This window comes from Xanthomonas euroxanthea (assembly GCF_903989455.1).
Classification (GTDB): Bacteria; Pseudomonadota; Gammaproteobacteria; order Xanthomonadales; family Xanthomonadaceae; genus Xanthomonas; species Xanthomonas euroxanthea.
Window position 1 is genome coordinate 4517271 of sequence record NZ_LR861803.1, and the last position, 20676, is coordinate 4537946.

At 63.3% G+C, this 20676-nt stretch carries 15 protein-coding genes and 1 pseudogene; 11 read left to right on the plus strand and 5 right to left on the minus strand.

From position 1 onward, the window contains the following. Positions 1–296 precede the first annotated feature (296 nt). Together hemB and H7A86_RS18940 are read right to left on the minus strand one after the other, a co-directional pair. Positions 297–1286, minus strand: coding sequence for a porphobilinogen synthase (gene hemB / locus H7A86_RS18935; protein ID WP_104584204.1), 990 nt, complete (start codon positions 1284–1286; stop codon positions 297–299). Between the two features lie 252 nt (positions 1287–1538). Further along, the gene (locus H7A86_RS18940; RefSeq protein ID WP_005989387.1) at positions 1539–1781 is read right to left on the minus strand and encodes a hypothetical protein; all 243 of its coding nucleotides are present in this window, start codon (positions 1779–1781) and stop codon (positions 1539–1541) included. A 202-nt stretch (positions 1782–1983) separates the two neighbouring features. On the opposite strand from H7A86_RS18940, the gene H7A86_RS18945 reads away from it, so the two are divergent. From H7A86_RS18945 to H7A86_RS18980, 7 genes and pseudogenes are all read left to right on the plus strand, one after another. Further along, positions 1984–2424: a hypothetical protein gene (locus H7A86_RS18945; RefSeq protein WP_119131611.1), complete on the plus strand. Its 441-nt coding sequence runs from the start codon at positions 1984–1986 to the stop codon at positions 2422–2424. Between the two features lie 196 nt (positions 2425–2620). Next, positions 2621–3574 (plus strand): hypothetical protein, encoded by a 954-nt coding sequence (locus H7A86_RS18950; RefSeq protein ID WP_425509732.1) that lies wholly within the window; start codon positions 2621–2623, stop codon positions 3572–3574. A gap of 50 nt (positions 3575–3624) precedes the next feature. Further along, entirely contained in the window at positions 3625–4773 is a 1149-nt protein-coding gene (locus H7A86_RS18955; RefSeq protein WP_119131609.1) for a TrbL/VirB6 family protein, read from the plus strand. A gap of 213 nt (positions 4774–4986) precedes the next feature. After that, entirely contained in the window at positions 4987–5319 is a 333-nt protein-coding gene (locus H7A86_RS21095) for a DUF4189 domain-containing protein (RefSeq protein WP_232099350.1), read from the plus strand. 249 nt (positions 5320–5568) lie between these two features. Further along, a complete protein-coding gene (locus H7A86_RS18965) occupies positions 5569–6084 on the plus strand; it encodes a hypothetical protein (protein WP_146096059.1) in 516 nt (171 codons plus the stop codon). A 40-nt stretch (positions 6085–6124) separates the two neighbouring features. Beyond that, positions 6125–7600 carry a T6SS phospholipase effector Tle1-like catalytic domain-containing protein gene (locus tag H7A86_RS21100; RefSeq protein ID WP_232099131.1) on the plus strand — a complete coding sequence of 492 codons (1476 nt, stop codon included), beginning with the start codon at positions 6125–6127 and terminating at the stop codon, positions 7598–7600. A 130-nt stretch (positions 7601–7730) separates the two neighbouring features. Then, a pseudogene (locus H7A86_RS18980) lies at positions 7731–8393 on the plus strand (type IV secretion system protein); the annotation flags it as partial. Positions 8394–8439: 46 nt separating this feature from the next. Here the strand turns inward: H7A86_RS18980 and H7A86_RS18985 are convergent. The 3 genes from H7A86_RS18985 to H7A86_RS18995 all read right to left on the minus strand — a co-directional run bounded on the left by H7A86_RS18985 (position 8440) and on the right by H7A86_RS18995 (position 13938). Next, on the minus strand, positions 8440–10230 hold the full coding sequence (locus H7A86_RS18985; protein WP_180707947.1) for a DUF885 domain-containing protein: 1791 nt from the start codon (positions 10228–10230) through the stop codon (positions 8440–8442). 330 nt (positions 10231–10560) lie between these two features. Next, entirely contained in the window at positions 10561–12789 is a 2229-nt protein-coding gene (locus tag H7A86_RS18990) for a S9 family peptidase (RefSeq protein WP_180707948.1), read from the minus strand. Between the two features lie 459 nt (positions 12790–13248). Beyond that, positions 13249–13938 carry a glutathione binding-like protein gene (locus tag H7A86_RS18995; protein ID WP_119131604.1) on the minus strand — a complete coding sequence of 230 codons (690 nt, stop codon included), beginning with the start codon at positions 13936–13938 and terminating at the stop codon, positions 13249–13251. A gap of 253 nt (positions 13939–14191) precedes the next feature. Here H7A86_RS18995 and H7A86_RS19000 point away from each other — a divergent pair, with 253 nt between their 5' ends. The 4 genes from H7A86_RS19000 (at position 14192) to H7A86_RS19015 (ending at position 20642) form a co-directional block, all read left to right on the plus strand. Next, positions 14192–17206 carry a TonB-dependent receptor gene (locus H7A86_RS19000; RefSeq protein ID WP_119131603.1) on the plus strand — a complete coding sequence of 1005 codons (3015 nt, stop codon included), beginning with the start codon at positions 14192–14194 and terminating at the stop codon, positions 17204–17206. A gap of 156 nt (positions 17207–17362) precedes the next feature. After that, the gene (locus H7A86_RS19005) at positions 17363–18064 is read left to right on the plus strand and encodes a SapC family protein (protein WP_180707949.1); all 702 of its coding nucleotides are present in this window, start codon (positions 17363–17365) and stop codon (positions 18062–18064) included. Continuing rightward, positions 18054–19067, plus strand: a complete 1014-nt coding sequence (locus H7A86_RS19010) for a cupin-like domain-containing protein (RefSeq protein WP_119131602.1) — start codon at positions 18054–18056, stop codon at positions 19065–19067. Before H7A86_RS19005 ends, H7A86_RS19010 begins: the two co-directional genes overlap by 11 nt. 12 nt (positions 19068–19079) lie before the next feature. Beyond that, positions 19080–20642 carry a tryptophan halogenase family protein gene (locus H7A86_RS19015; RefSeq protein ID WP_119131601.1) on the plus strand — a complete coding sequence of 521 codons (1563 nt, stop codon included), beginning with the start codon at positions 19080–19082 and terminating at the stop codon, positions 20640–20642. The last annotated feature ends 34 nt before the right edge of the window (positions 20643–20676 follow it).

Below are 20676 nucleotides of genomic sequence, written 5' to 3' on the forward strand. Positions count from 1 at the left end.
TTATCGCAGTTTGGCTGCGGATTTTCGGGATTCACGCCACTGACGCAATGCGATGCGGCATGGGGATCACCCGATCATTGCCGCATTGCCGGTATCTGCCGGTCCTCTGCAATCAGCGTGGCAAGGCTGGCTGCACAGCACGATCCTCGCTCATCCAGGCGCCTGCTGCGCTCTGCACGAAGCCCAGGCCGCGGAAGAACGCGGCCTGCGGAGTCAGTGCGTCTGACTCGCATCAAGCCAGACCTGCAAGCAGCGATTCCTTGCCTGCACGCCGTCACGCCACCGCATCACCGCACTCAGCCTTCCCGCAACCAACGCGCCACCTGGGGGGCGAAGTAGGTCAGCACGCCATCGGCGCCGGCGCGCTTGAATGCCATCAGCGCTTCCAGCACGCAACGACGTTCGTCCAGCCAGCCATTGGCGGCCGCCGCCTTGAGCATCGCGTACTCGCCGCTGACCTGATAGGCGAAGGTGGGCACGCGGAATTCCTGCTTCACCCGCCGCACCACATCCAGATACGGCATGCCCGGCTTGACCATCACCATGTCGGCGCCCTCTTCCAGGTCCAGCGCGATCTCGCGCATCGCCTCGTCGCTGTTGGCCGGATCCATCTGATAGGTGGTCTTGTCGGCCTTGCCGAGATTGCCGGCGCTGCCGACCGCATCGCGGAACGGACCGTAGAACGCCGAGGCGTACTTGGCCGAGTAGGCCATGATGCGCACGTTGAGATGGTCCTGCGCATCCAGCGCGCGGCGGATCGCACCGATGCGGCCATCCATCATGTCCGAGGGCGAGATGATGTCCACACCCGCTTCGGCATGCGACAGCGATTGCCTGACCAGCGCCTCGACGGTGATCTCGTTGAGCACATAGCCCTTGGCATCGATGAGGCCGTCCTGGCCGTGCGTGGTGTACGGGTCCAGCGCCACGTCGGTCATGATGCCGAGTTCGGGAAAGCGCGCCTTGAGCGCACGTACCGCACGCTGTGCCAGGCCGTCCGGATTCCAGGCCTCGGCCGCGTCCAGGCTCTTGCCGGCCGGGTCGATCACCGGGAACAGGTCGATCACCGGGATACCCAGTTCCAGGGCCGCTTCGGCTTCGCGCAGCAAGTCGTCCAGCGACAGACGCTCCACGCCCGGCATCGAGGCGATCGGCGCGCGGCCGGACAATTCATGCACGAACACCGGCCAGATCAGGTCGTCGGTGGTGAGCGTGTTTTCGCGCATCAGGCGCCGCGAAAACGCATCGTGGCGCATGCGGCGGGGACGGTAATGGGGATGGGCCATCGTGGGCTCCTGTCGGCAGCCGGCAAGTTTACGCCCGCCATCCGCCGCCAGACGCGCTGCGACGCAGTGTCGCAGCGCTGCAACGGACAGGAGCGCGCCGCGATTCATGCCAGCGTGATTCGCCGGGGCACGGTCGGCTCACCCCATAGGGAACGCGTTCGGATGGCGACAGTGCCACGCGGCGACCTTCTTCATCGCCAACCGGGGCAAGGCCCTTCCGGCTTGCGCGACCTGCTTGGGCGCCGCCGCGCGCTAGATCACGCCGCCGCCCAGGCTCAGGCGGATCACCCCGACCACGATCACCAGGCCGTTGAGCAGCAGACCGGTCTTGGCACGCCCGCGATTGCCGGCCGAGGTGAACAGCAGCGCGATCGCGGCAATCAGCGCGCCCACCGCCGCAAACGGGATCAGGAACCAGTTGCCCCAGCCCAGCAACGGGATGAAGGCCAGCACCATCCACAGCAGCGCCACGATGCCCCACAGCAGGCTGATCAATCCCACGTATCACCTCGACATCTTGAAGAATGGCCTCAGCTTAGCCCCGCGGCCGCCAAGACGCCGTGGGCAGGTGGTCACCCTGACCAATGGCGGCTTGGCGGCAGCCTCACGTGGGCACGGCTAGGGTGCGGCGAAGTCCGGCGCGATTCAGTCCGGGCGCCGGATCATCGTCATCACTGTCGTCAACAGGGGCCGCATCATGAACAAGCATGTCGTCATCGCCGCTGCGCTCGCCATGCTCCTGGCCGGTTGCGCCAGCAGTTCCAGGGTGATGCTGGGCCAGGCGCGCGCACCGATCGACCCGGCGCAGGTGCAGGTGTACTCCAATGCACCGGTCGGCTCGGTGGAGATCGCCCAGCTCGAATCCACCAGCGCCGCCGGCTTCGGCACCCAGGGCCAGACCGATGCGGCCGTGCAGCGCCTCAAGCGTGAGGCGGCCAAGCTCGGCGCCAATGGCGTGGTCATCGTCGGCGTGGGCTCGGAACGCTCCGGCGGCGGCCTGTCGGTGGGCGGCGGCAGCTACGGCGGCCGCGTCGGCGGCGGCCTGGGCATCGGCATCCCGACCACCCAGAAGCGCGCGGCCGGCATGGCGATCTGGGTGCCGGCGGGGGCAAGGGATACATCGACGAAGGAACCCTGAGAGGCGCTTCAAGACAGCAATAGGCCAGAGCTTCCCTGCGATGACGAACGATTAGCACGCACGTCTCCCAAGAGTGCTCCCCCTGGAAGTCTGAAGGCATTCATCATACAACCAAGCATAAAAAGTATGGAAATTCGCCATGCTTTGTGGCACCTTACGGCAGACCTGCGTTTAACCGCACACAAGGAAGATGGCCGTGGCAGGCACTCAAACGAACAATTTCAGCGCTGACAGTAGCGCCAGCGCGGGCGCCTATGGCTGTATCGGCAACGTTGCGCCCGCTCCCAGGCAAGCCGCCAACAGGACGCGTTGGCGCTTTCGCCTGTCTTTTCCGTATCAAGCCAATTCAGTGAGACTTGCCATGACTGACCGTGTCCGTCGTTCACGCGCGCCATTTTCACGCCTTGCAGCAGGCCTACTCCTCTCGGTGGGGCTTTGCGCTGGTCAAGCAAATGCACAGGTGATTACCCATGACCCGGTGACGCTGGAAAGCATGATTGCTGAATACGGAAAGGACTTCGATCGTTGGAAGGAAACGTTGACGCAATACCAGAAGGAATATTCACACTACCAGCAACAGTTGATCAAGCTGCAGAGCCTGAATCTGACCGGCTCAACGATGCAGGATAACTTTACCGAGCGTGACCTCAACTACGGGATGGAGAATGCCTGCCCCGGGGCTGGAGGCAGTGACATGGTCTCGATAGTGGGCAACGCAATCAAGTCCTCGATGCCCAACATATCACTCGATATGCAGGGTGATTTGGTCACGCAACAACTCAAGGTCTGCCAGTTGCTGGTGATGACCGACAATGCGCGTTACAACGAATCGGTACGCATGCTCAAGCGGTTGGTCCAGCGCAACCAGGACTTCCAGAACAGGGTGGAACGGCAGCGGAGAACGGTAGGCACCAGCCAGGGCGCCCTCGCAGCCAACGATAATGAAGTAGCGCGCTTCATGACGCAGAACTCCATGGATCTTGATTATTGGCAGGCCAGGGTCAAGGCGTACGACTCTTATGAAGTAGCACTCAAGAACGATCAGAAGCGGTTGGCCAAGCGCGCACTCAACGGCGATAAGGGCCCGAATAAAATATTGGGCCAGCTCGTTCAGGCTGTTGCACTAAAGACGGCACTGTCGGTCGACTAAACACGTGTCGGGAATCACGGCGCGCAATATCAGCATTAACGGGAAGAATCATGGACAGCGTTTTCCAGGGGGCGATGAGCTGGTTGCGGCCAATGGCCGATACAGGCATCGGCGATTACGTCTTTTTCAAACTGATCAACGATTACCTGAATCACGAGATCGACCATTTCGGCATGCAATTGCTGAAGAATGCGATGGATTGGGTCAATATCGCAGCCCTGGTGTTGGCCACGCTCTGGGTGATGGTTGTGGGTTACCGCCTGGCCACCGGGCAGTCGCGCGAGTCGGCCATGGCTGTGATGGGCAAGGCGACCAAGATCGTCTTCATCGTGATGATCGCCACCAGTCTGGGCGCCAACGGCGCCCCGCTGCACAAGACGCTCACCCAGAACCTGGACAAGGAGCTGCATCAGCTGTTCACTGATGAAGAAGACACCACGTCGGCCGATGCGATCGACCAGAACCTGGCGCTGACCCAGCTCGCCTTGGCGGCGGTGGATGTGGTGCGCATCGACCCGGACGACCCGGAGTCGCTTGAGCAAAAGCGCAGCGCCATGCTGATGGCAGGCATTGGCGCGTCCAGCCCGGCCATGGCGGCCGGTGCGATGTTGCTGCTGTTCAAGTTCACCATGGCCTTCTTGATCGGCGTCGGGCCGATCTTCGTTCTGGCGCTTATGTTCGATGCCACCAAGGACCTGTTCAAGAAATGGCTGTTCTACGTCATCGGCACGCTGTTCTCGATGTCCATGCTCTCGGTGGTCTCGGCTATCGTGCTCAAGCTCTCTTACAAGGTGGCTGCAGCACTGTGGGCCGCAAAAGGCATCAACAGCCTGATGGGTAATGACGTGGAAGGCCTGAGCTCGCAAGCCATGCAGCAGGGCGGCATTGGCCTGCTGCTGACCACTGTCATCATCACCATGCCTACTGTCGCGGCTGCATTGTGGCAGGGCAGCATGGGTAGCTTCATGGCGTTCTCGGCGTTTGATCGGGCAGGCTCAAGCCCAGGGCCGCAAGGACAGGCGCCGGGGTCTTATATGCCGCGGCAGAGTGGCAATAATACGTCGGCACCAAATGATTCAGGAGCATTGCCTTCTACCCCCAGCAATTTGCGGGTCACTGGGGGAGAGCCGCAAGCAGCACAGCCAGCAACTCCGGGTTCCAGAGGCATCGCATCTCAAAATAACAATCAAGTCATCTGAATTTAGGTTGGGGCAGGCATGAAATTCCATTGGTCTTTAATGTTTCTTTTAGTTCTCACTCCAAATTTTGCACGCGCGGAGGGTGGCTGCCCCCCGGGCCAGTATCCCATTGGCGGACAAGGAGCAGTTGCATGCGCACCAATGCCCCAGAACAATTCGCAGCCACAGGCTCGTCCCTTAGGAAAATGGATTAAAACCTGGGGCGCAATTGCAATGGGATCTATCGATTCAGTTGTCAATTACGGAGTTTCCACAGGTAAATTTTCAAAGAGTGAAGCACAGAATGAGGCAATGGCTAAATGCGCTTCACACGGCGAGCAAGACTGCACAGTTACGCTCACATATTTCAATCAATGCGCCGCAATATCGACACCAGAAGTAGACGGAAAACAGGCGGGGGGGGGAGTGGTACAATTCGCAGGAAGCGCCACGATTGCGGAGGCATCAGCCCGCGCATCCTCACTGTGTAGAAATTCTAATAAACCACCTGCTCAGTGCACCATCATTTATAGCAATTGCACTGAACAGGTATTCCAGAAATTTTAAGGAAAAGCTTCCGGTCAGCAGGTGCTGCATTCTCTTCTCAAAATTCTGAAGAATCGGTTTAAATTTATGCCTCATGCATGTGTTAGATAATTTGGATATGAATGTCGACAGTTGGGATGTCATCTCTGCTACTGCACGCTATTGCCGGCATTCTTTTGAGATTTGCAGGACTCTGATCTTATGATTCGGAATCTAAACGTAGCAACACTAATATGCTCAGCCCTAATTTTCCTCACAGGGTGCAACCCAATGAATACTGCTTACGCGAAACCGGATAATACCGTAGCAGATTGGCCCTTAAAGTTTGTACGCCATAGTTTTGGTGCAGCCTGCTACTCAACCTACGGATGCAAGGTCCGCTATAACAATTTCCTGTTCATCGATGACCCGGACGACAAGCTCGAAGTGTCTTCGGCCTCGCTGGGCGCCAAGTATCCTTCCAACCTCGGTGGCGGCTATCTTGGCGTGAAGAACTTTCCGCCACCCATTGAAATCTCCTGGCGTTCAAAAGATGGTCAAGCGCATGAGGCCAAGGTCGATCTGGAAGAAATTTTTCACGACCGCCTGATTCGTCATAACGTCAAACGCGAAGATATCCCGGAGGGTATTTCAATTGGTGATCCGGAAATCGTATTGGAGGTGAATGATCGTACGGTGAATGTTTACATGCGTGCCTTCATCCCTACAAAAACCCCTCAGATCCCAGGAAATCCTCGCAGTAGCTTTAGAGATGACTTAGTCATAGCTTGGACGAGATCGTACTAGCGCTCGCTGTTTTTTGTCATTGTAATCATGGAGATGTTTCATGGAGAAGAAACCCCTTCCGGATGGCGTGACCACTTATCCAGCCGATGCAAAGGATATTGCTAGCTACGGCGATGCGAGCAAAGCGCTCTCGACCCAGACAATACCTATCATGGTGGACTCTGCGCAGCCACATTCCCGTTTATTTGTTGCCGCCTTCGATGGTACTGGCAATAATTTGTACAAAGATGCGCCTGAGCATCGCACCAATGTCGCTGAAGCCTACCTGCAGATTGATGCTGCACGGAGGAAAGAGGGACTTGAAAATATCGGCGCCGGATATGTCGAAGGTGTCGGCACCCAAGGTGGGCTAGGCGGTACACGCGATCTCATGCAGGGCTACACCTATGAGGCACGCCTTGAAGAGATGTACGTAAAATTTGCGGAGCAATCAGCGAAGTGGATTCGAGAGGACCCCGGGGCAAAGATCAGTGTCGCTCCGATAGGTTTCAGCCGTGGCGCTGAGCAAGCAGCCGGCTTCGCACGCCTGGTCCACGAGCGTGGCATCCAAGATCCGGAAGGTCTGGTGATCAAGCGTGGGGCTAATGGCCTGATCGAGCATATCGAATTCACCAAGCCGCCGCTGGTTGCCCCAGGACAAGTTGCCCAGGCTGTCGGCCTATTCGATCCTGTCGGCACTGGCGTTCCGCGCGATCATGACCGGCGCTTGCCGCCGTCAGTAATTTCCGGCTTCCAGATTACTGCCGAGGACGAGCGCCGCAATCTGTTCCAGTCCACGGCTATTATGGATGCCGGCCGCACAGAAGACGGCCGCTTCCTCAACGTCACCGTAGGTGGCGCGCATAGCGACATCGGTGGCAGTTATAGCCAAAATGGCCTCGCCATCCGCAGCGGCAACATCATGGTGGATTATCTCAACGGCTTAAGTGCTCAGCCTTTTTTAGATAAACGTGCCGTTCCGAGCGCGCCAGAAATGAATGTCGTCCACCGCTCTGAGGAGCATCAGTTTATCTACAGCACTTCGCTGTACGATAAGACCGGCGCGCGCGGCGTGCAAACAGCCCTGGCGCCACCTGCACTCTGTCGCATCGACTGCCTGGATGCACAACCGGTCGATAAGGCATTGGCGGAGAAGTTCACATTCAAGCCAGTTGCAATTGGAGCGGTGCCAGCTGAGACAGCTGCATCCAAAACGCCACAATTAGCAGTGCCCAACGACCAGCTTTACCAAGCCATCCACAGCAAACTTCCTGCAGGCACATCCGAGGCCATCGCGATGCATGCAACGGTGGAGGCAAAGCGCGAAGGCATCGTGCGGGCCGATCAGCTGCAGAGCGTGACGTTACAGCAAGGCAATGTCTGGATCGTTGGTCAGACGCCAGGTTTTCGGGTCAAAGTGGACCTGTCTGCCCCGATGCCTCCCTTGGACGAAAGCATTCGCCAGTCGCAAGCGCTTGATGAGCAGCGCATGCGTCCTACGCCTGACCGTACGCCCTCACCCGCCCACAGCATGTAAGGCATACTGACCGTTCGACGAATGGAAGGATCCTCTCGTGAGTGTTGCCGCTTGGTCACATAAAAATATTCATCACCACAGCTTGATCGTCGGTTACCGCCTGGCCACCGGCCAGTCGCGCGAGTCGGCCATGGCTGTGATGGGCAAGGCGACCAAGATCGTCTTCATCGTGATGATCGCCACCAGTCTGGGCACCAACGGCGCCCCGCTGCACAAGACGCTCACCCAGAAGCTGGACAAGGAGCTGCATCAGCTGTTCACTGATGAAGAAGACACCACGTCGGCCGATGCGATCGACCAGAATCTGGCGCTGACCCAGCTCGCCTCGGCGGCGGTGGATGTGGTGCGCATCGACCCGGACGACCCGGAGTCGCTTGAGCAAAAGCGCAGCGCCATGCTGATGGCAGGCATTGGCGCGTCCAGCCCGGCCATGGCGGCCGGTGCGATGTTGCTGCTGTTCAAGTTCACCATGGCCTTCCTGATCGGCGGCGGGCCGATCTTCGTCCTGGCGCTCATGTTCGATGCCACCAAGGACCTGTTCAAGAAATGGCTGTTCTACGTCATCGGCACGCTGTTCTCGATGTCCATGCTCTCGGTGGTCTCGGCTATCGTGCTCAAGCTCTCCTACAAGGTGGCCGCCGCGCTGTGGGCCGCAAAAGGCATCAACAGCCTGATGGGTAATGACGTGGAAGGCCTGAGCTCGCAAGCCATGCAGCAGGGCGGCATTGGCCTGCTGCTGCCGACTGTCATCATCACTACCCTCATTCCGGGGCTGCGGCATGCTTCCATTTGGTTGAATGCCGCAGCCACCGTGGCGAACGTTACCCGTAGGCCATGATTTAGCGCTTGCCCTGCTGCGCAGGGATGAACTGCGTCTCCACCGCCTTGGCCAGCTGGTCCGGCGGCAGCAGGCCCTGGTCGAGCAGGAAGTTGTTGAAGGCCAGGCGGTTGAACTTCTTGCCCAGGACCAGCTCGGTGCGCATGCGCAGTTCCAGGATGCGGGTGTAACCGTAGAAGTAGCTGCCGGCCTGGCCGGGGGCGCGGACGGTGTAGCGGTCCAGTTCCTGGCGGGTCATCGCCGGCGAGAGGCCGACATCGTCTTCGAGCACCTGGCGTGCGCGTTCGCGGTCGATCAGGCCGAGGTTGAGCATCGGGTCGAGCATGGCGCGGGCGGCGCGCAGCAGGCGGAACTGCAGGGCGATCAGCTGGCCGTCGAGCGGTTCGTACGGGACCATTTCGGCTTCGGCATACAGCGCCCAGCCTTCGACGTTCACCGAGTTGAACGCGAACAGGCTGCGCGCCAGCGACACGCCACGTTCGACCATGGCGGTGAACTGCAGCTCATGGCCGGGGCGGCCTTCGTGTGCGCTGAGCGTCCAGGCGGCCGAGCCGAAGTTGAAGTCGTCGTACTGCTCCTTCTTGGCGCCGTCGGCAGTCGGGTTGCCCAGCGGCAGCACGAACTGGCCCTGCTGGCCGGTATTGCCGATCAGCGGGGCCGGCAGGAAGTGCGGTGCCGGTTGCGCAGCGCTTTCGGCCGCGCTGCCCAGGCGCATCTGCATCGGACGGTTGGGCACATCGACGATGTGCTGCTGACGGATGATCGGGTCGATCTGGTCGATCACGCCGCGGTAGTGGGTTTCCAGCTGGTCGTCGGCGATCTTGTTGCCCTTGAGCGCACGGATCACCTGCACGTAATCGCTGCCCTGCACCCCCTTGGCCTTGGCCACCAGCGGCGCCAGCTGACGCATCGCCGAGCGGGTTTCCATGAATTCCAGCTGCGCGCGCTGGATCAGCTGCTGCGGAGCGATGTCGATGCCGACCTGCTTGAGCTGGAAGGCATACAGCGGTTCGGGCAGGCGGGTGTCCTTGCGCGCTTTCGGCAGCACCGTGGTGCGGGTCCAGGTGGCGTACTCCTTCAACTGGGTGGACATCGCCTTGAGCGCTTCGTCGGCGCCGGCGATCTTGTACTTGGCGAACAACTCGCCGATGCCGGCGACGTAGGTGTCCACGTTGGCCAGCGCCTGCTCCACTTCGCGCTCGGTCGGCTGCAGCAGGGCCTTGTTGCCAAGCTGTTCCTCGTAGCGCTGGCGGGCCAGCGTGGTGGTCGGCGTCGTGCCCGGCACCAGGCCCACGTAACGCTTGAGGCGATCCAGCGCCTTGGCGCGGCGCTCGGGCACGGTCTGGTCGGACAGCAATCCATTGAGGCCGCTGAAGACCAGCTGCGGCGCGTCGCTCCACGGCAGCAGGTAGCGCTCGTTGAGCTGGCTGCCTTCGATGTTCTGTTCGGCCGCCGCAATCATGATCTGCAGGTCCTGGCGCACGTTGACGTCGCGCTCGGTCGCCAGCTTGGCCTGCAACGCGGTGCGCGCCTTGCTCATTGCATCGCGGTAGCGCGCGGCGTTGTTCGGCCCCAGGTCGATGACCTGGTCGTCGTAGCCGGGCACGCCGAAGAAGCTAGCGTATTCGGGCTGGAACGGCGCCTGCGCGTTCAGCAGGATCTGCGCGTCGCCGTTGCTGGTCTGCACCCAGGCCGGCGTGGCAGGCTGGGCCTGCCCGGGCTGAGCGGTCTGTGCCTGCAATGGCAGCGAAGCACCGAGCGCCAGCGCAACGGCGAGAACAAGTGGTTTCATGGGGTGGATCCGCAAGTTGAGTAGCGCGACCCTACCCATCCGCAGCGGCTGCGGCAATGCGCCTTAGGTCATGGTCGCAGGAGTGCGGCGGCGCTTGCGGACCCGTTACCAGACTGCAGACGTTGGCGATTGCAGCTTGCCAGGCGCTGCAGCCGGAACCGGTGGGAGCGATGACATGACAACGTCCTTGCAGGCCAAGTGTTGGGGCACGACTGCAGATGACCTCGGCGGTGAGCAACACCACGGCGCGGCCAACATCGCCGCGGGGCCGCGGCGGCGGCCGCTGTACCACTGCAGTGGCCGCGTCCCCTGCAGCCGGCCGCCGGCCGCTCAGGGCATCAGGCAGCGCTGGATGAAGGCCTCCGCGGTCTTGTAGCGATGCAAGGCGGTGCTGCCGGACAACCCATGCTTGGCACCGGGATAGGTCATCAATTCGAAGGCGGTGCCGCGCGCCTGCAACGCGCTCATCAGCGCGGTGGAGTTGGTGAACAGCACGTTGTCGTCGGCCATGCCGTGGATCAGCAGCAGCCTGGCGCGCAGGCCGTCCAGATGGGTGGCGATGCGCGCGTCGCGGTAACCGTCGGCGTTGCTGGCCGGCAGGTCCATGTAACGCTCGGTGTAGTGGGTGTCGTACAGCCCCCAATCGGTGACCGGCGCGCCGGCCACGCCACAGGCGTAGGCCTCACTGTGCCTGGCCAGCAGCATCAGCGTCATGTAGCCGCCGTTGGACCAACCCTGCACGCCGATGCGGGCCGGATCGACCCAGCGCTGCGCCTTGAGCCAGGCCACACCCTGCAGCTGATCGTCCACTTCGACTGTGCCCTGCCTGCCGTACAGCGCACCACCGAAGGCGCGGCCACGCCGCGGCGTGCCGCGGTTGTCCAGCGAGAACACCACATAGCCGCGCTGGGCGAGGTACTGGTCGAACAGCGCATCGCCACGGCTCGGCCAGGCATCGAGCACGGTCTGCGCGGCAGGGCCGCCATATACGTACACCATCACCGGATAGCGCCTGGCCGGGTCGAAGTTGTCCGGCTTGATCAGGCGATACTGCAGCGGCGTGGTGCCGTCGGCAGCGGTGAGCGTGCCGAATTCCACCGGGCGCTGCGCGTCGCGGTATCTGGCGTAAGGGTGCTGCGGATCGGCCAGGTCGTTCTTCAGCAGCGTGGCGATTTTTTCGCCATTGGCGCGGAACAGCTCGATCTGCGGCGGCGTGGTGGTGTTGGACCAGCTATCGACATACACGCTGGCATTGCCGGCGAAACTGGCCGCGTGCGTGCCGCGGGGCATCGAACGTTTTTCGATCGCACCGCCGGCCAGCGGCACCGCATAGATGTGGGTCTGGGTCGGCGATTCCTTGCTGGCGGAAAAATACACCGTGCCGGCGTGCTCGTCGACGGCGAGCAACGCATCGACCACCCAGTCGCCGGAGGTCAGCGGGGTGAGCGTGCGCCCGTCTTCCGATGCCACATACAGATGTGCGTAGCCGCTGCGCTCGGAGTTCCAGACAAAACGGCCGTCCTTGAGAAAGCGCAGATCGTTGTGGAGCGGCACCCAGGTCGGCGAGGTCTCGGTGACCAGCACGCGCTGCCTGCCGCTGGCCAGCGTGGTTTCGATCAACGCAAGGGTTTTCTGGTCGCGCGACTGGCGCTGGAAGGTCAGCCGCTGCGCATCGCGCCAGTCCACCCGCGCCAGGTAGATGTCCGGGTTCTTGCCCAGGTCGATCCACTGTGGCTTGGCTGCAGCACGCGGGGCGATCACGCCGAGCTGCACGGCCACATTGGGCTGGCCTGCCTGCGGATAGCGCTGGTCGATCACCTCGGTGTGGTCGGCGTAGACCTCCGGGCGCTTCTGGATCGGCACAGCCGATTCGTCGATGCGCGCGAAGGCAATCGCCGAATCGTCCGGCGCCCACCAGTAGCCGGTGTGGCGATCCATTTCCTCGTCGGCGACGAACTCGGCCACGCCATTGCCGATGGTCTCGCTGCCGTCGCGGGTCAGTTGCAGCTGTTTGCCGCTGGCCAGGTCGATCACCCACAGGTTGCGCGCGCGCACGAAACTGACGAAGCCGCCCTTGGGCGAGAGCTTGGCATCGGTGGCGAAGCCTTCGCCATGGGTGAGCTGGCGCACTGCGGCGCTGCCGGTCTTGCGCAGGTCGTACAGATACAGCTCGCCGCCGAGCGGAAACAGCAACGCGTGCGCGTCCGGCGCCCATTGGTAATCGACGATGCCGGCGAAGGCAGCGATGCGTTGGCGCTCACGGCGGGCCTTTTCCACATCGCTGAGCGTCTCGGTGCCAGGCAACACGAGCTTGGAGTCAACCAGCAGGCGGGTCTGGCCGCTGGCGATGTCGTACTCCCACAGATCCAGTTGATTGCGGTCGCTGTCCTTGCCGCGCAGGAAGCTCACGCGCGAGCCGTCGGGGGCGACCTTGGGTTTCATCAGCGTCGGGCCGGACAACGGCAACGGGCCGGTGATGGCATCGAGGGTGAGTTTTTCGGCGTGAGCGGTGGGGAGCGTGCTGAGCATGAGGGCAAGGGCGGCGAACAGGGCGCGCATCGAAGATCCTGTCTTGAGATAGCACACAGGATGCGGGCGCGTGGGGTGTTTGAGAAGCGCGGCGATGGCGCGTGTGCGCGATGACGGACTGTGCATGGTTGCGCGCATGTGCGGCAGCGTGGTTCTGGAGTCGTCCTCGCCCTGCCTTGCGCGGCAAAGGTGCGATGGCCCGATGGTCGCAGTTGGCGCGCTGCGGAGGGTGCATGCGTATTTCGTGCTGCGCAGGTTCCGGGGGGGCGGTGGGTCTGGCTCCACTTGCGTACCCTCACCCCCAACCCCTCTCCCGGGGGGGAGAGGGGCTCAAGGCACCGGGTGTGTCGCACGCAGTTGATGCACGCGCATGCCGCTGCTAACTCCTGATGCTGCTTGCCGTTGCTGCCTACTGTTATTGCTGCGCAGTTGCACCAGTCGCCGCTATCGCCGCATGGGCTGTTACGCAGCCGCGCCTGCCGCTTTGCTTCAGCGCTTGCCGAACAGGTGCTTGCGTTCTTCCTCGCCCAGTGGCTTGCCGGCGTTGGGGTTGACCTGTTCTTTGAGCGCATAGGCGCGCTGGGTGGCCGGACGCGCGGAGATGGCGTCGTGCCAGCGCTTGAGATGCGGGAAGTCGGCGTAATCGGGGCGGATGTCGGCGTAGACCTCGATCCACGGATAGCTGGCCATGTCGGCGATGCCGTACTCGGGGCCGGCCAGGAACGCGGAGGCGGCCAGGCGCTTGTCGAGCACGCCATGCAGGCGATGTACTTCGGTGTTGTAGCGCTCGATCGCGTAGGGAATCTTTTCCGGCGCATAGACGTTGAAGTGGCCCATCTGGCCGCTCATCGGCCCCAGCCCGCCCATCTGCCAGAACAACCATTCCAGCGCGGCGATGCGGCCACGCGCATCGCGCGGCAGGAAGCGGCTGGTCTTCTCGGCCAGGTACAGCAGGATGGCGCCGGATTCGAACACGCTCTGCGCGGGACCGCCGTCGGCCGGTGCGTGGTCGACGATCGCCGGCATCTTGTTGTTGGGCGAAATCTGCAGGAAGGCCGGCTCGAACTGCTCGCCCTTGCCGATGTTGACCGGCTTGAGCGTGTAGTCCAGCCCGGCTTCTTCCAGGAACAAGGTGACCTTGTGGCCATTGGGGGTGGGCCAGTAGTACAGGTCGATCATCGTGCGCTCCAGTTCGGCAGGGGGGTGGCACGCAGCCGCGCGCCTCGACGACCGATGGTACGGCCAAGCCCGCGACCTGCGCGTGCGCTCGCCGTGGTGCTGACTGGAACGATGTGTGACGCGATTGGCTCGCGACCGATGCTGCAGTGCAAATTGACTTGGTTAAGGCTGCGCTCACAAATGCACGACTGTTTCATCGACCTTCGCCTGTCCCGCCTGGGGCCGGCTTATCTTCACTTGGGGAAGAATCATTGTGAGAGAGCCACGCACCCTGCCGCGCACGCGGCGTCTGACGTCTGCCCTGCTGTTTGCCTTGTCGACGCCGCTGGCCGCGCAGACCGCACCGCCGCCGCAGTCCGCGTCCACCGTTCCGGGCGCAAGCCAGGCCGATCCGGCCACGCTCGATGCGGTGCAGGTCACCGGTATCCGCGGCAGCCTCACCTCGTCGATGAACGTCAAGCGCGATGCGCAGGGCATCGTCGACGGCATCGTGGCCGAGGACATCGGCAAGTTCCCCGATACCAATCTGGCCGAGTCGCTGCAACGCATCAGCGGCGTGTCGATCGACCGCTCGCTGGGCGAAGGCTCGCGCGTCACCGTGCGCGGCGTCGGCCCGGACTTCAACCTGGTGCTGCTGAACGGCCGGCAGATGCCGGGCGCCAGCATCGAGGAGTCCAACGCCTCCAACTCGCGTGCGTTCGACTTCGCCAACCTGGCGTCGGAGTCGATCTCCGGCATCGAGGTGTTCAAGACCAGCCGCGCCAGCACGCCCACCGGCGGCATCGGTGCGACCATCAACATCAAGACCAGCCGGCCGCTGGACAACCCCGGCCTGCATGCCAACGTCGGCCTCAAGGGCGTGCACGACAGTTCCAACGAGAACCTGCCCGGACGCCTGCAGGGCGATTCGCTGACACCGGAAATCTCCGGCATCTTCAGCAACACCTCGGCCGACGGGCGCTTTGGCGTGTCGCTGAGCGGCAGCTACCAGGAACGCGACTTCGGCTATAGCCAGGTCGGCGTGCCCAACGGCTGGCGCTCGTTCCGTGGCGATTCCACCGCCTACGGCACCATCCCGCAGCCAGGTACGTCCGGCTCGGAGAACATCGTCAACCGCCCCGGTCCGAATGACATCTATTCGGTGCCGCAGAATCTCAACTACCGCGTGGTCGGCGTGGAACGCCAGCGCACCAACGGCCAGTTGACGCTGCAGTACAAGCCGCTGGACAACATCACCACCACGCTGGATTACACCTATTCGGAAAACAAGATCCAGCAGCAGCGCAACGAGATGTCGGTTTGGTTCAACTATGGGCCGTCGGCCAGCGCCTGGACCAACGGCCCGGTGGCAGGACCGGTGAGCTATTCGGAAATCGTCAATCCGGCCACCAGCGACCTGGCCACCGCCGGCTCCAATGCGGCCACGCGCAACCAGAACAAGTCGCTGGGCTTCAACGTGGATTGGGCGGTCAATGATCAGTTCAAGCTCAACTTCGACATCCACCGCTCCACCGCCGAAGCCGGTGCGGACAGCCCGTTCGGTTCCAGCAATTCGCTGGGCGTGTCCGGCTTTTACCGCGGCACCTCGGTGGTGGATTTCAGCAAGGATTTCCCGGTGCTGCAGCAGCAGTTGGGCTTCGGCCTGACCGGGCTGGATCCGTCACGCACGCTGGTCACCGGCTCGGCGTTCCGCAACAGCTACATGAAGTCGGAGATCGACCAGGCGCAGGTCAACGGCGACTTCACCTTCGAAAACTATTCGCAGTTGAAGTTCGGCATCGGCAGCACCGAGGTCAAGAACCGCTCGGCATTTTCCAACGTGCAGCGCGACACCTGGGGCGGTGCCGGCACCGCGGCCGATTATCCGGACGATCTGTGGATTCCAAGCTCGTTCGCGCAGTATTTCGATGCGATCGATGGCAGCGGCAATCCGGCGCAGTTCAATCAACTGTTCCTGTTCGACTTCGAACGCGCCCGCCAGGCCGCCGCGCAGGTGGCCGGCGACGACGCGCTGTACCGCACCTCGCCGGTGTTCACCACCGACCGCCGCGTGACCGAAAAATCCAAGAACGCCTACCTGCAGTGGAACAACAGCTGGGACGATCTGCGCGTGCCGATCAGCCTGGCCGCCGGTGTGCGCTACGAAGAAACCAAGGTGGACGCACAGGCGCTGGTGCCGGTGGCGGTGGGCATCGACTGGGTCGCCAACAACGAGTTGCCGATCCGCCTGGCCGACTCGGCATTTGCCAGCGGCAGCGGCAAGTACGAGTACTGGCTGCCCAGCCTGGACCTGAGCTTCAAGCTCACCGAGGATCTGGTGCTGCGCGGCAGCTACGGCGAAACCATCGGCCGGCCCGGCTGGGGCGATATCCAGGGCGGGCAGACGCTCAACCAGATCGCGCGCCTGGAAGGCGGCACCGGCCAGGAAGGCAATCCCGGCCTCAAGCCGCTGCTCTCGCACAACATCGACCTGTCGCTGGAGTGGTACTACAGCGATGCCAGCTACGCCTCGGTGGGCTTCTTCCGCAAGAACATCGACAACTACATCGGCGTGACCACGCGCAACGATGCCTCGCTGGGCCTGAACACGCCGGTGGGCGGTGCGTACTGGAACGAAGCGCTGGGCAACGGCTGCGCCTCGGCGGACCTGACCTGCATCCGCAACTACATCTTCCGCAACCGCGGCGGTGCGCCGGGTGTGGTGCGCGGGAGGGACGATTCCAATGGCAATGCCACCGGTGTGATCAGCGGGCAGCCGGGCGATCCGGTGGCCAACTTCGCCATCACCGCGCCGGCCAACCAGCGCTCGGCCTCGCTGGACGGCTGGGAATTCAACCTGCAGCACATGTTCGGCGACAGCGGCTTCGGCGTGTCGGCCAACTACACCATGGTCGACTCCGGCCTGACCTACGACAACTACGTGATCGGCGAGCAGTTCGCGCTGGAAGGGCTGAGCGATTCGGCCAACGTGGTCGGCTTCTACGACAGGGACAAGTGGCAGGTGCGTGCGGCCTACAACTGGCGCGACGAGTTCCTGGCCGCACGCTTCGACGGCAGCGGCCAGCCCAACCCGGTCTACACCGAAGCCTACGGCCAGCTGGACCTGAGCATCGGCTACCAGTGGACCGAGAACCTGTCGCTGAGCCTGGAGGCGATCAACCTCACCGACGAGGTGCAGCGCCAGCACGGCCGTCACCCGAACCAGATCATCTACGCCACCCAGACCGGCCCGCGCTACATGCTGGGCGTGCGCTACAAGTTCTGGTGATCTGAGTGAGGTACCGAGCGTCCCGGCAGCGCGCCTGCCGGGACGCCCGCACCGCCTTTCCGCACGCTGGCCGCAGTTGCTGCATCCGGCACTTGCCACGCGGAGGGGAACTGTCCAAGCATGGGCCACGCGCCCCGCGTGATCTGCCTGCCCCCCATGACCAATGCCGTGTTGTTGAACAACCTCGATCACCGCGATCTGCGCGTGATCACCGCGCACGGCGCCGCCTACGGCGACGACGTGATGTCGGCTGCGACCTTTCCGCAGGAGTTCCGCCAACTGCAGGCGCAGTACCCGATCGTGTTCCATCGCAGCGGCGAGCGCAGTTTTCAGCCGCTGGCGTTGCTGGGCCTGCGCCTGGGCGAGAACCTGTTCCTGGACGGTGCGCGTTGGGATGCGCCGTACGTGCCGCTGGCGATCCAGCGGCAACCGTTTCTGATCGGCGAGCAGGCGGACGGGCCGATGGTGCACGTGGACCTGGACAGCCCGCGCATCAGCCGCAGCGAAGGCGAGGTGCTGTTTCGCGAACATGGCGGTACCACCGAATTTCTCGACCACATCAGCCAGGTATTGCGCACCTTGCACGATGGCCTGACCGCCAGCGAGGCGTTCGTCGCACGCTTGCTGGGCTACGACCTGCTCGAACCGTTCGTGTTCGAGGCCACGCTGCAGAACGGCCTGGAATGCCGTCTGACCGGGCTCTACGCCGTGCACGAAGAACGCCTGCGCGCGCTCGACGATGCCGCACTGCTCGATCTGCACCGGCATGGCGATCTGGAACCGCTGTACATGGCGGTGGCCTCGATCGCGCAGTTCCGCCACCTGCTCGACCGCCTGCAGCGCCGCCATGCTGGCTGAGCCGCGCGCCATCGAAGAGCGACACGGGCTGGACCCGCAGCAGCTGGATCCGGCCATGCTGCGCTCCACCACGCCGCTGGTCTTGCGCGGGCTGGTGCGCGACTGGCCGCTGGCGCAGGCCGGCGCGAGCTCTGCGCAGGTGGCGGCCGCCTACCTGCGCGGTTTCGATCGCGGCGAGGCGGTGGTGGCGCAGGTCGGCCCGCCGGAGATCGATGGGCGCTTCTTCTACAACGCGGACATGAGTGGCTTCAATTTCCGCCCTGAACGGGTGCCATTGAACGTGGTGCTGGAGACCTTGCTGCGCGATCTGCACAACCCACAGCCACCGGCGATCTATGTCGGCTCCACCACGCTGGACACCTACCTGCCCGGCCTGCGCGCGCACAACCCGATCGCGCTGCCGCAGGCGCAGCCGCTGGCCAGCATCTGGATCGGCAACCGCACCCGCATCGCCGCCCACCAGGACCTGCCCGACAACCTGGCCTGCGTGGTCGCCGGGCGGCGCCGCTTCACGCTGTTTCCGCCGCAGCAACTGGCCAACCTGTATATCGGCCCGCTCGATCTCACCCCGGCCGGGCAGCCGGTCAGCCTGGTCGACATCGCCGCGCCAGACCTGCAGCGCTTTCCACGCTATGCGCAGGCGCTGGAACACGCGCTGGTGGCCGAGCTGGAACCGGGCGATGCATTGTTCATTCCCAGCATGTGGTGGCATCACGTCGAAGCGCTGACGCCGTTCAACGTGCTGGTGAATTTCTGGTGGCGGCAGAGCCCGGCCTACATGGATTCGCCGATGAATGCGCTGATGCTGGCGCTGCTCACCATGCGCGACCTGCCAGCGGAGCAACGCGCCATCTGGCAGGACGTGTTCGACCATTACGTATTCGCTGCCGACGCGGACACCGCCGCACACATGCCCGAGTCTGCGCGCGGTGTGCTGGCGCCGATGGACGAGGTCCGTGCCCGCAGCCTGCGCGCGCGCTTGCTGCAACGCCTGAATCGCTGAGGATCTGATGCCATGACCGACACCACGCCTGCGGATCCACAACAGCGCCCGGTGCGCCGCGTCGTCATCGCCGGTGGCGGCACCGCCGGCTGGATGGCCGCCGCCGCGTTATCCAAGGTGCTGGGCCGGCACCTGCAGATCACCCTGGTGGAATCGGACGAGATCGGCACGGTGGGCGTGGGCGAAGCCACCATTCCCAGCCTGGTCACCTTCCATCGCCTGCTGGAGATCGACGAGGCCGCGTTCATGGCCGCCACCCAGGCCACCATCAAGCTCGGCATCGGCTTCGAGCACTGGCGCGATGTCGACCGGCACTACATCCATTCCTTCGGCCATACCGGCACCGATCACTGGAGTGCCGGCTTCCAGCATTTCTGGTTGAAGGGCCGGCAGCGTGGCGTGGCACGCGACTTCGGCGACTATTGCCTGGAGCTGCGCGCCGCGCAGGAGGGCCGCTTCGCCCACCTGCCCAACGGCGGCATGAATTACGCCTATCACCTGGATGCCGGCCTGTACGCGCGCTTTCTGCGCCGCTTCAGCGAAGGCTTCGGCGTGCAGCGCATCGAAGGCCGCATCGGCAGCGTGGAGACCGATGCGCACAGCGGCTATCTCACCGCGCTGACGCTGGACAACGGCATGCGGGTGGAAGGCGATCTGTTCCTGGATTGCACCGGCTTTGCCGGCCTGCTGATCGGCAAGACGCTGGGCGTGGGCACGGACGACTGGTCGCAGTGGCTGTTTGCCGACAGCGCGCTGGCGGTGCAGACCGAATCGGTCGGCGCGCCGGTGGCCTACACCCGCTCGCGTGCCGATCAGGCGGGCTGGATGTGGCGTATCCCGCTGCAGCACCGGGTCGGCAACGGCATCGTGTATTCCAGCCGCTACATGGACCAGGACAGCGCCGCGCAGGTGCTGCAGCGCAATCTCAGCGGCCGCGCACTGAGCCAGCCGCGGGCACTGCGCTTCACGCCCAATCAGCGGCATCGGGTGTGGGAAAAGAACTGCGTGGCGCTGGGGCTGGCCAGTGGCTTTCTGGAGCCGCTGGAATCGACCAATATCCATCTGATCCAGCGCGGCATCATCCGGTTGATGCAGACCTTTCCGCAGGTCATCAACGATGTCGATATCGCCGAATACAACCGCCAGGCCGCCGCCGAAATCACCCATATCCGCGATTTCGTGATCCTGCATTACCACGCCACCGACCGCCGCGACACGCCGTTCTGGCGCGATTGCGCGGCGATGGACATCCCCGACACGCTGCGCCATCGGGTGGAGTTGTTCCGCCAGAGCGGGCGGGTGTTCCACCAGGCCAACGAGCTGTTTGCGGAAAATTCCTGGGTGCAGGTGATGCTGGGCCAGGGCATCACGCCGAAGCAGCATCACCCGGTGGCCGACCTGATGGGCGATGCCGAGCTCCGTCATTTCCTGGAGACCATCCGCACGCGTGTCGATGCTGCCTTGGTGCGGCTGCCGGCGCATGCGGACTTCCTGCGGCGCTATTGCCCGGCACCGCTGCCGGAGCCGGCAACGCGGCTGCCGACCGACACGGCGCTGGTCACCGGGACGCGATGAATTTCGCGCCCGGCAGGCGCCCCCCTTGGCTTAG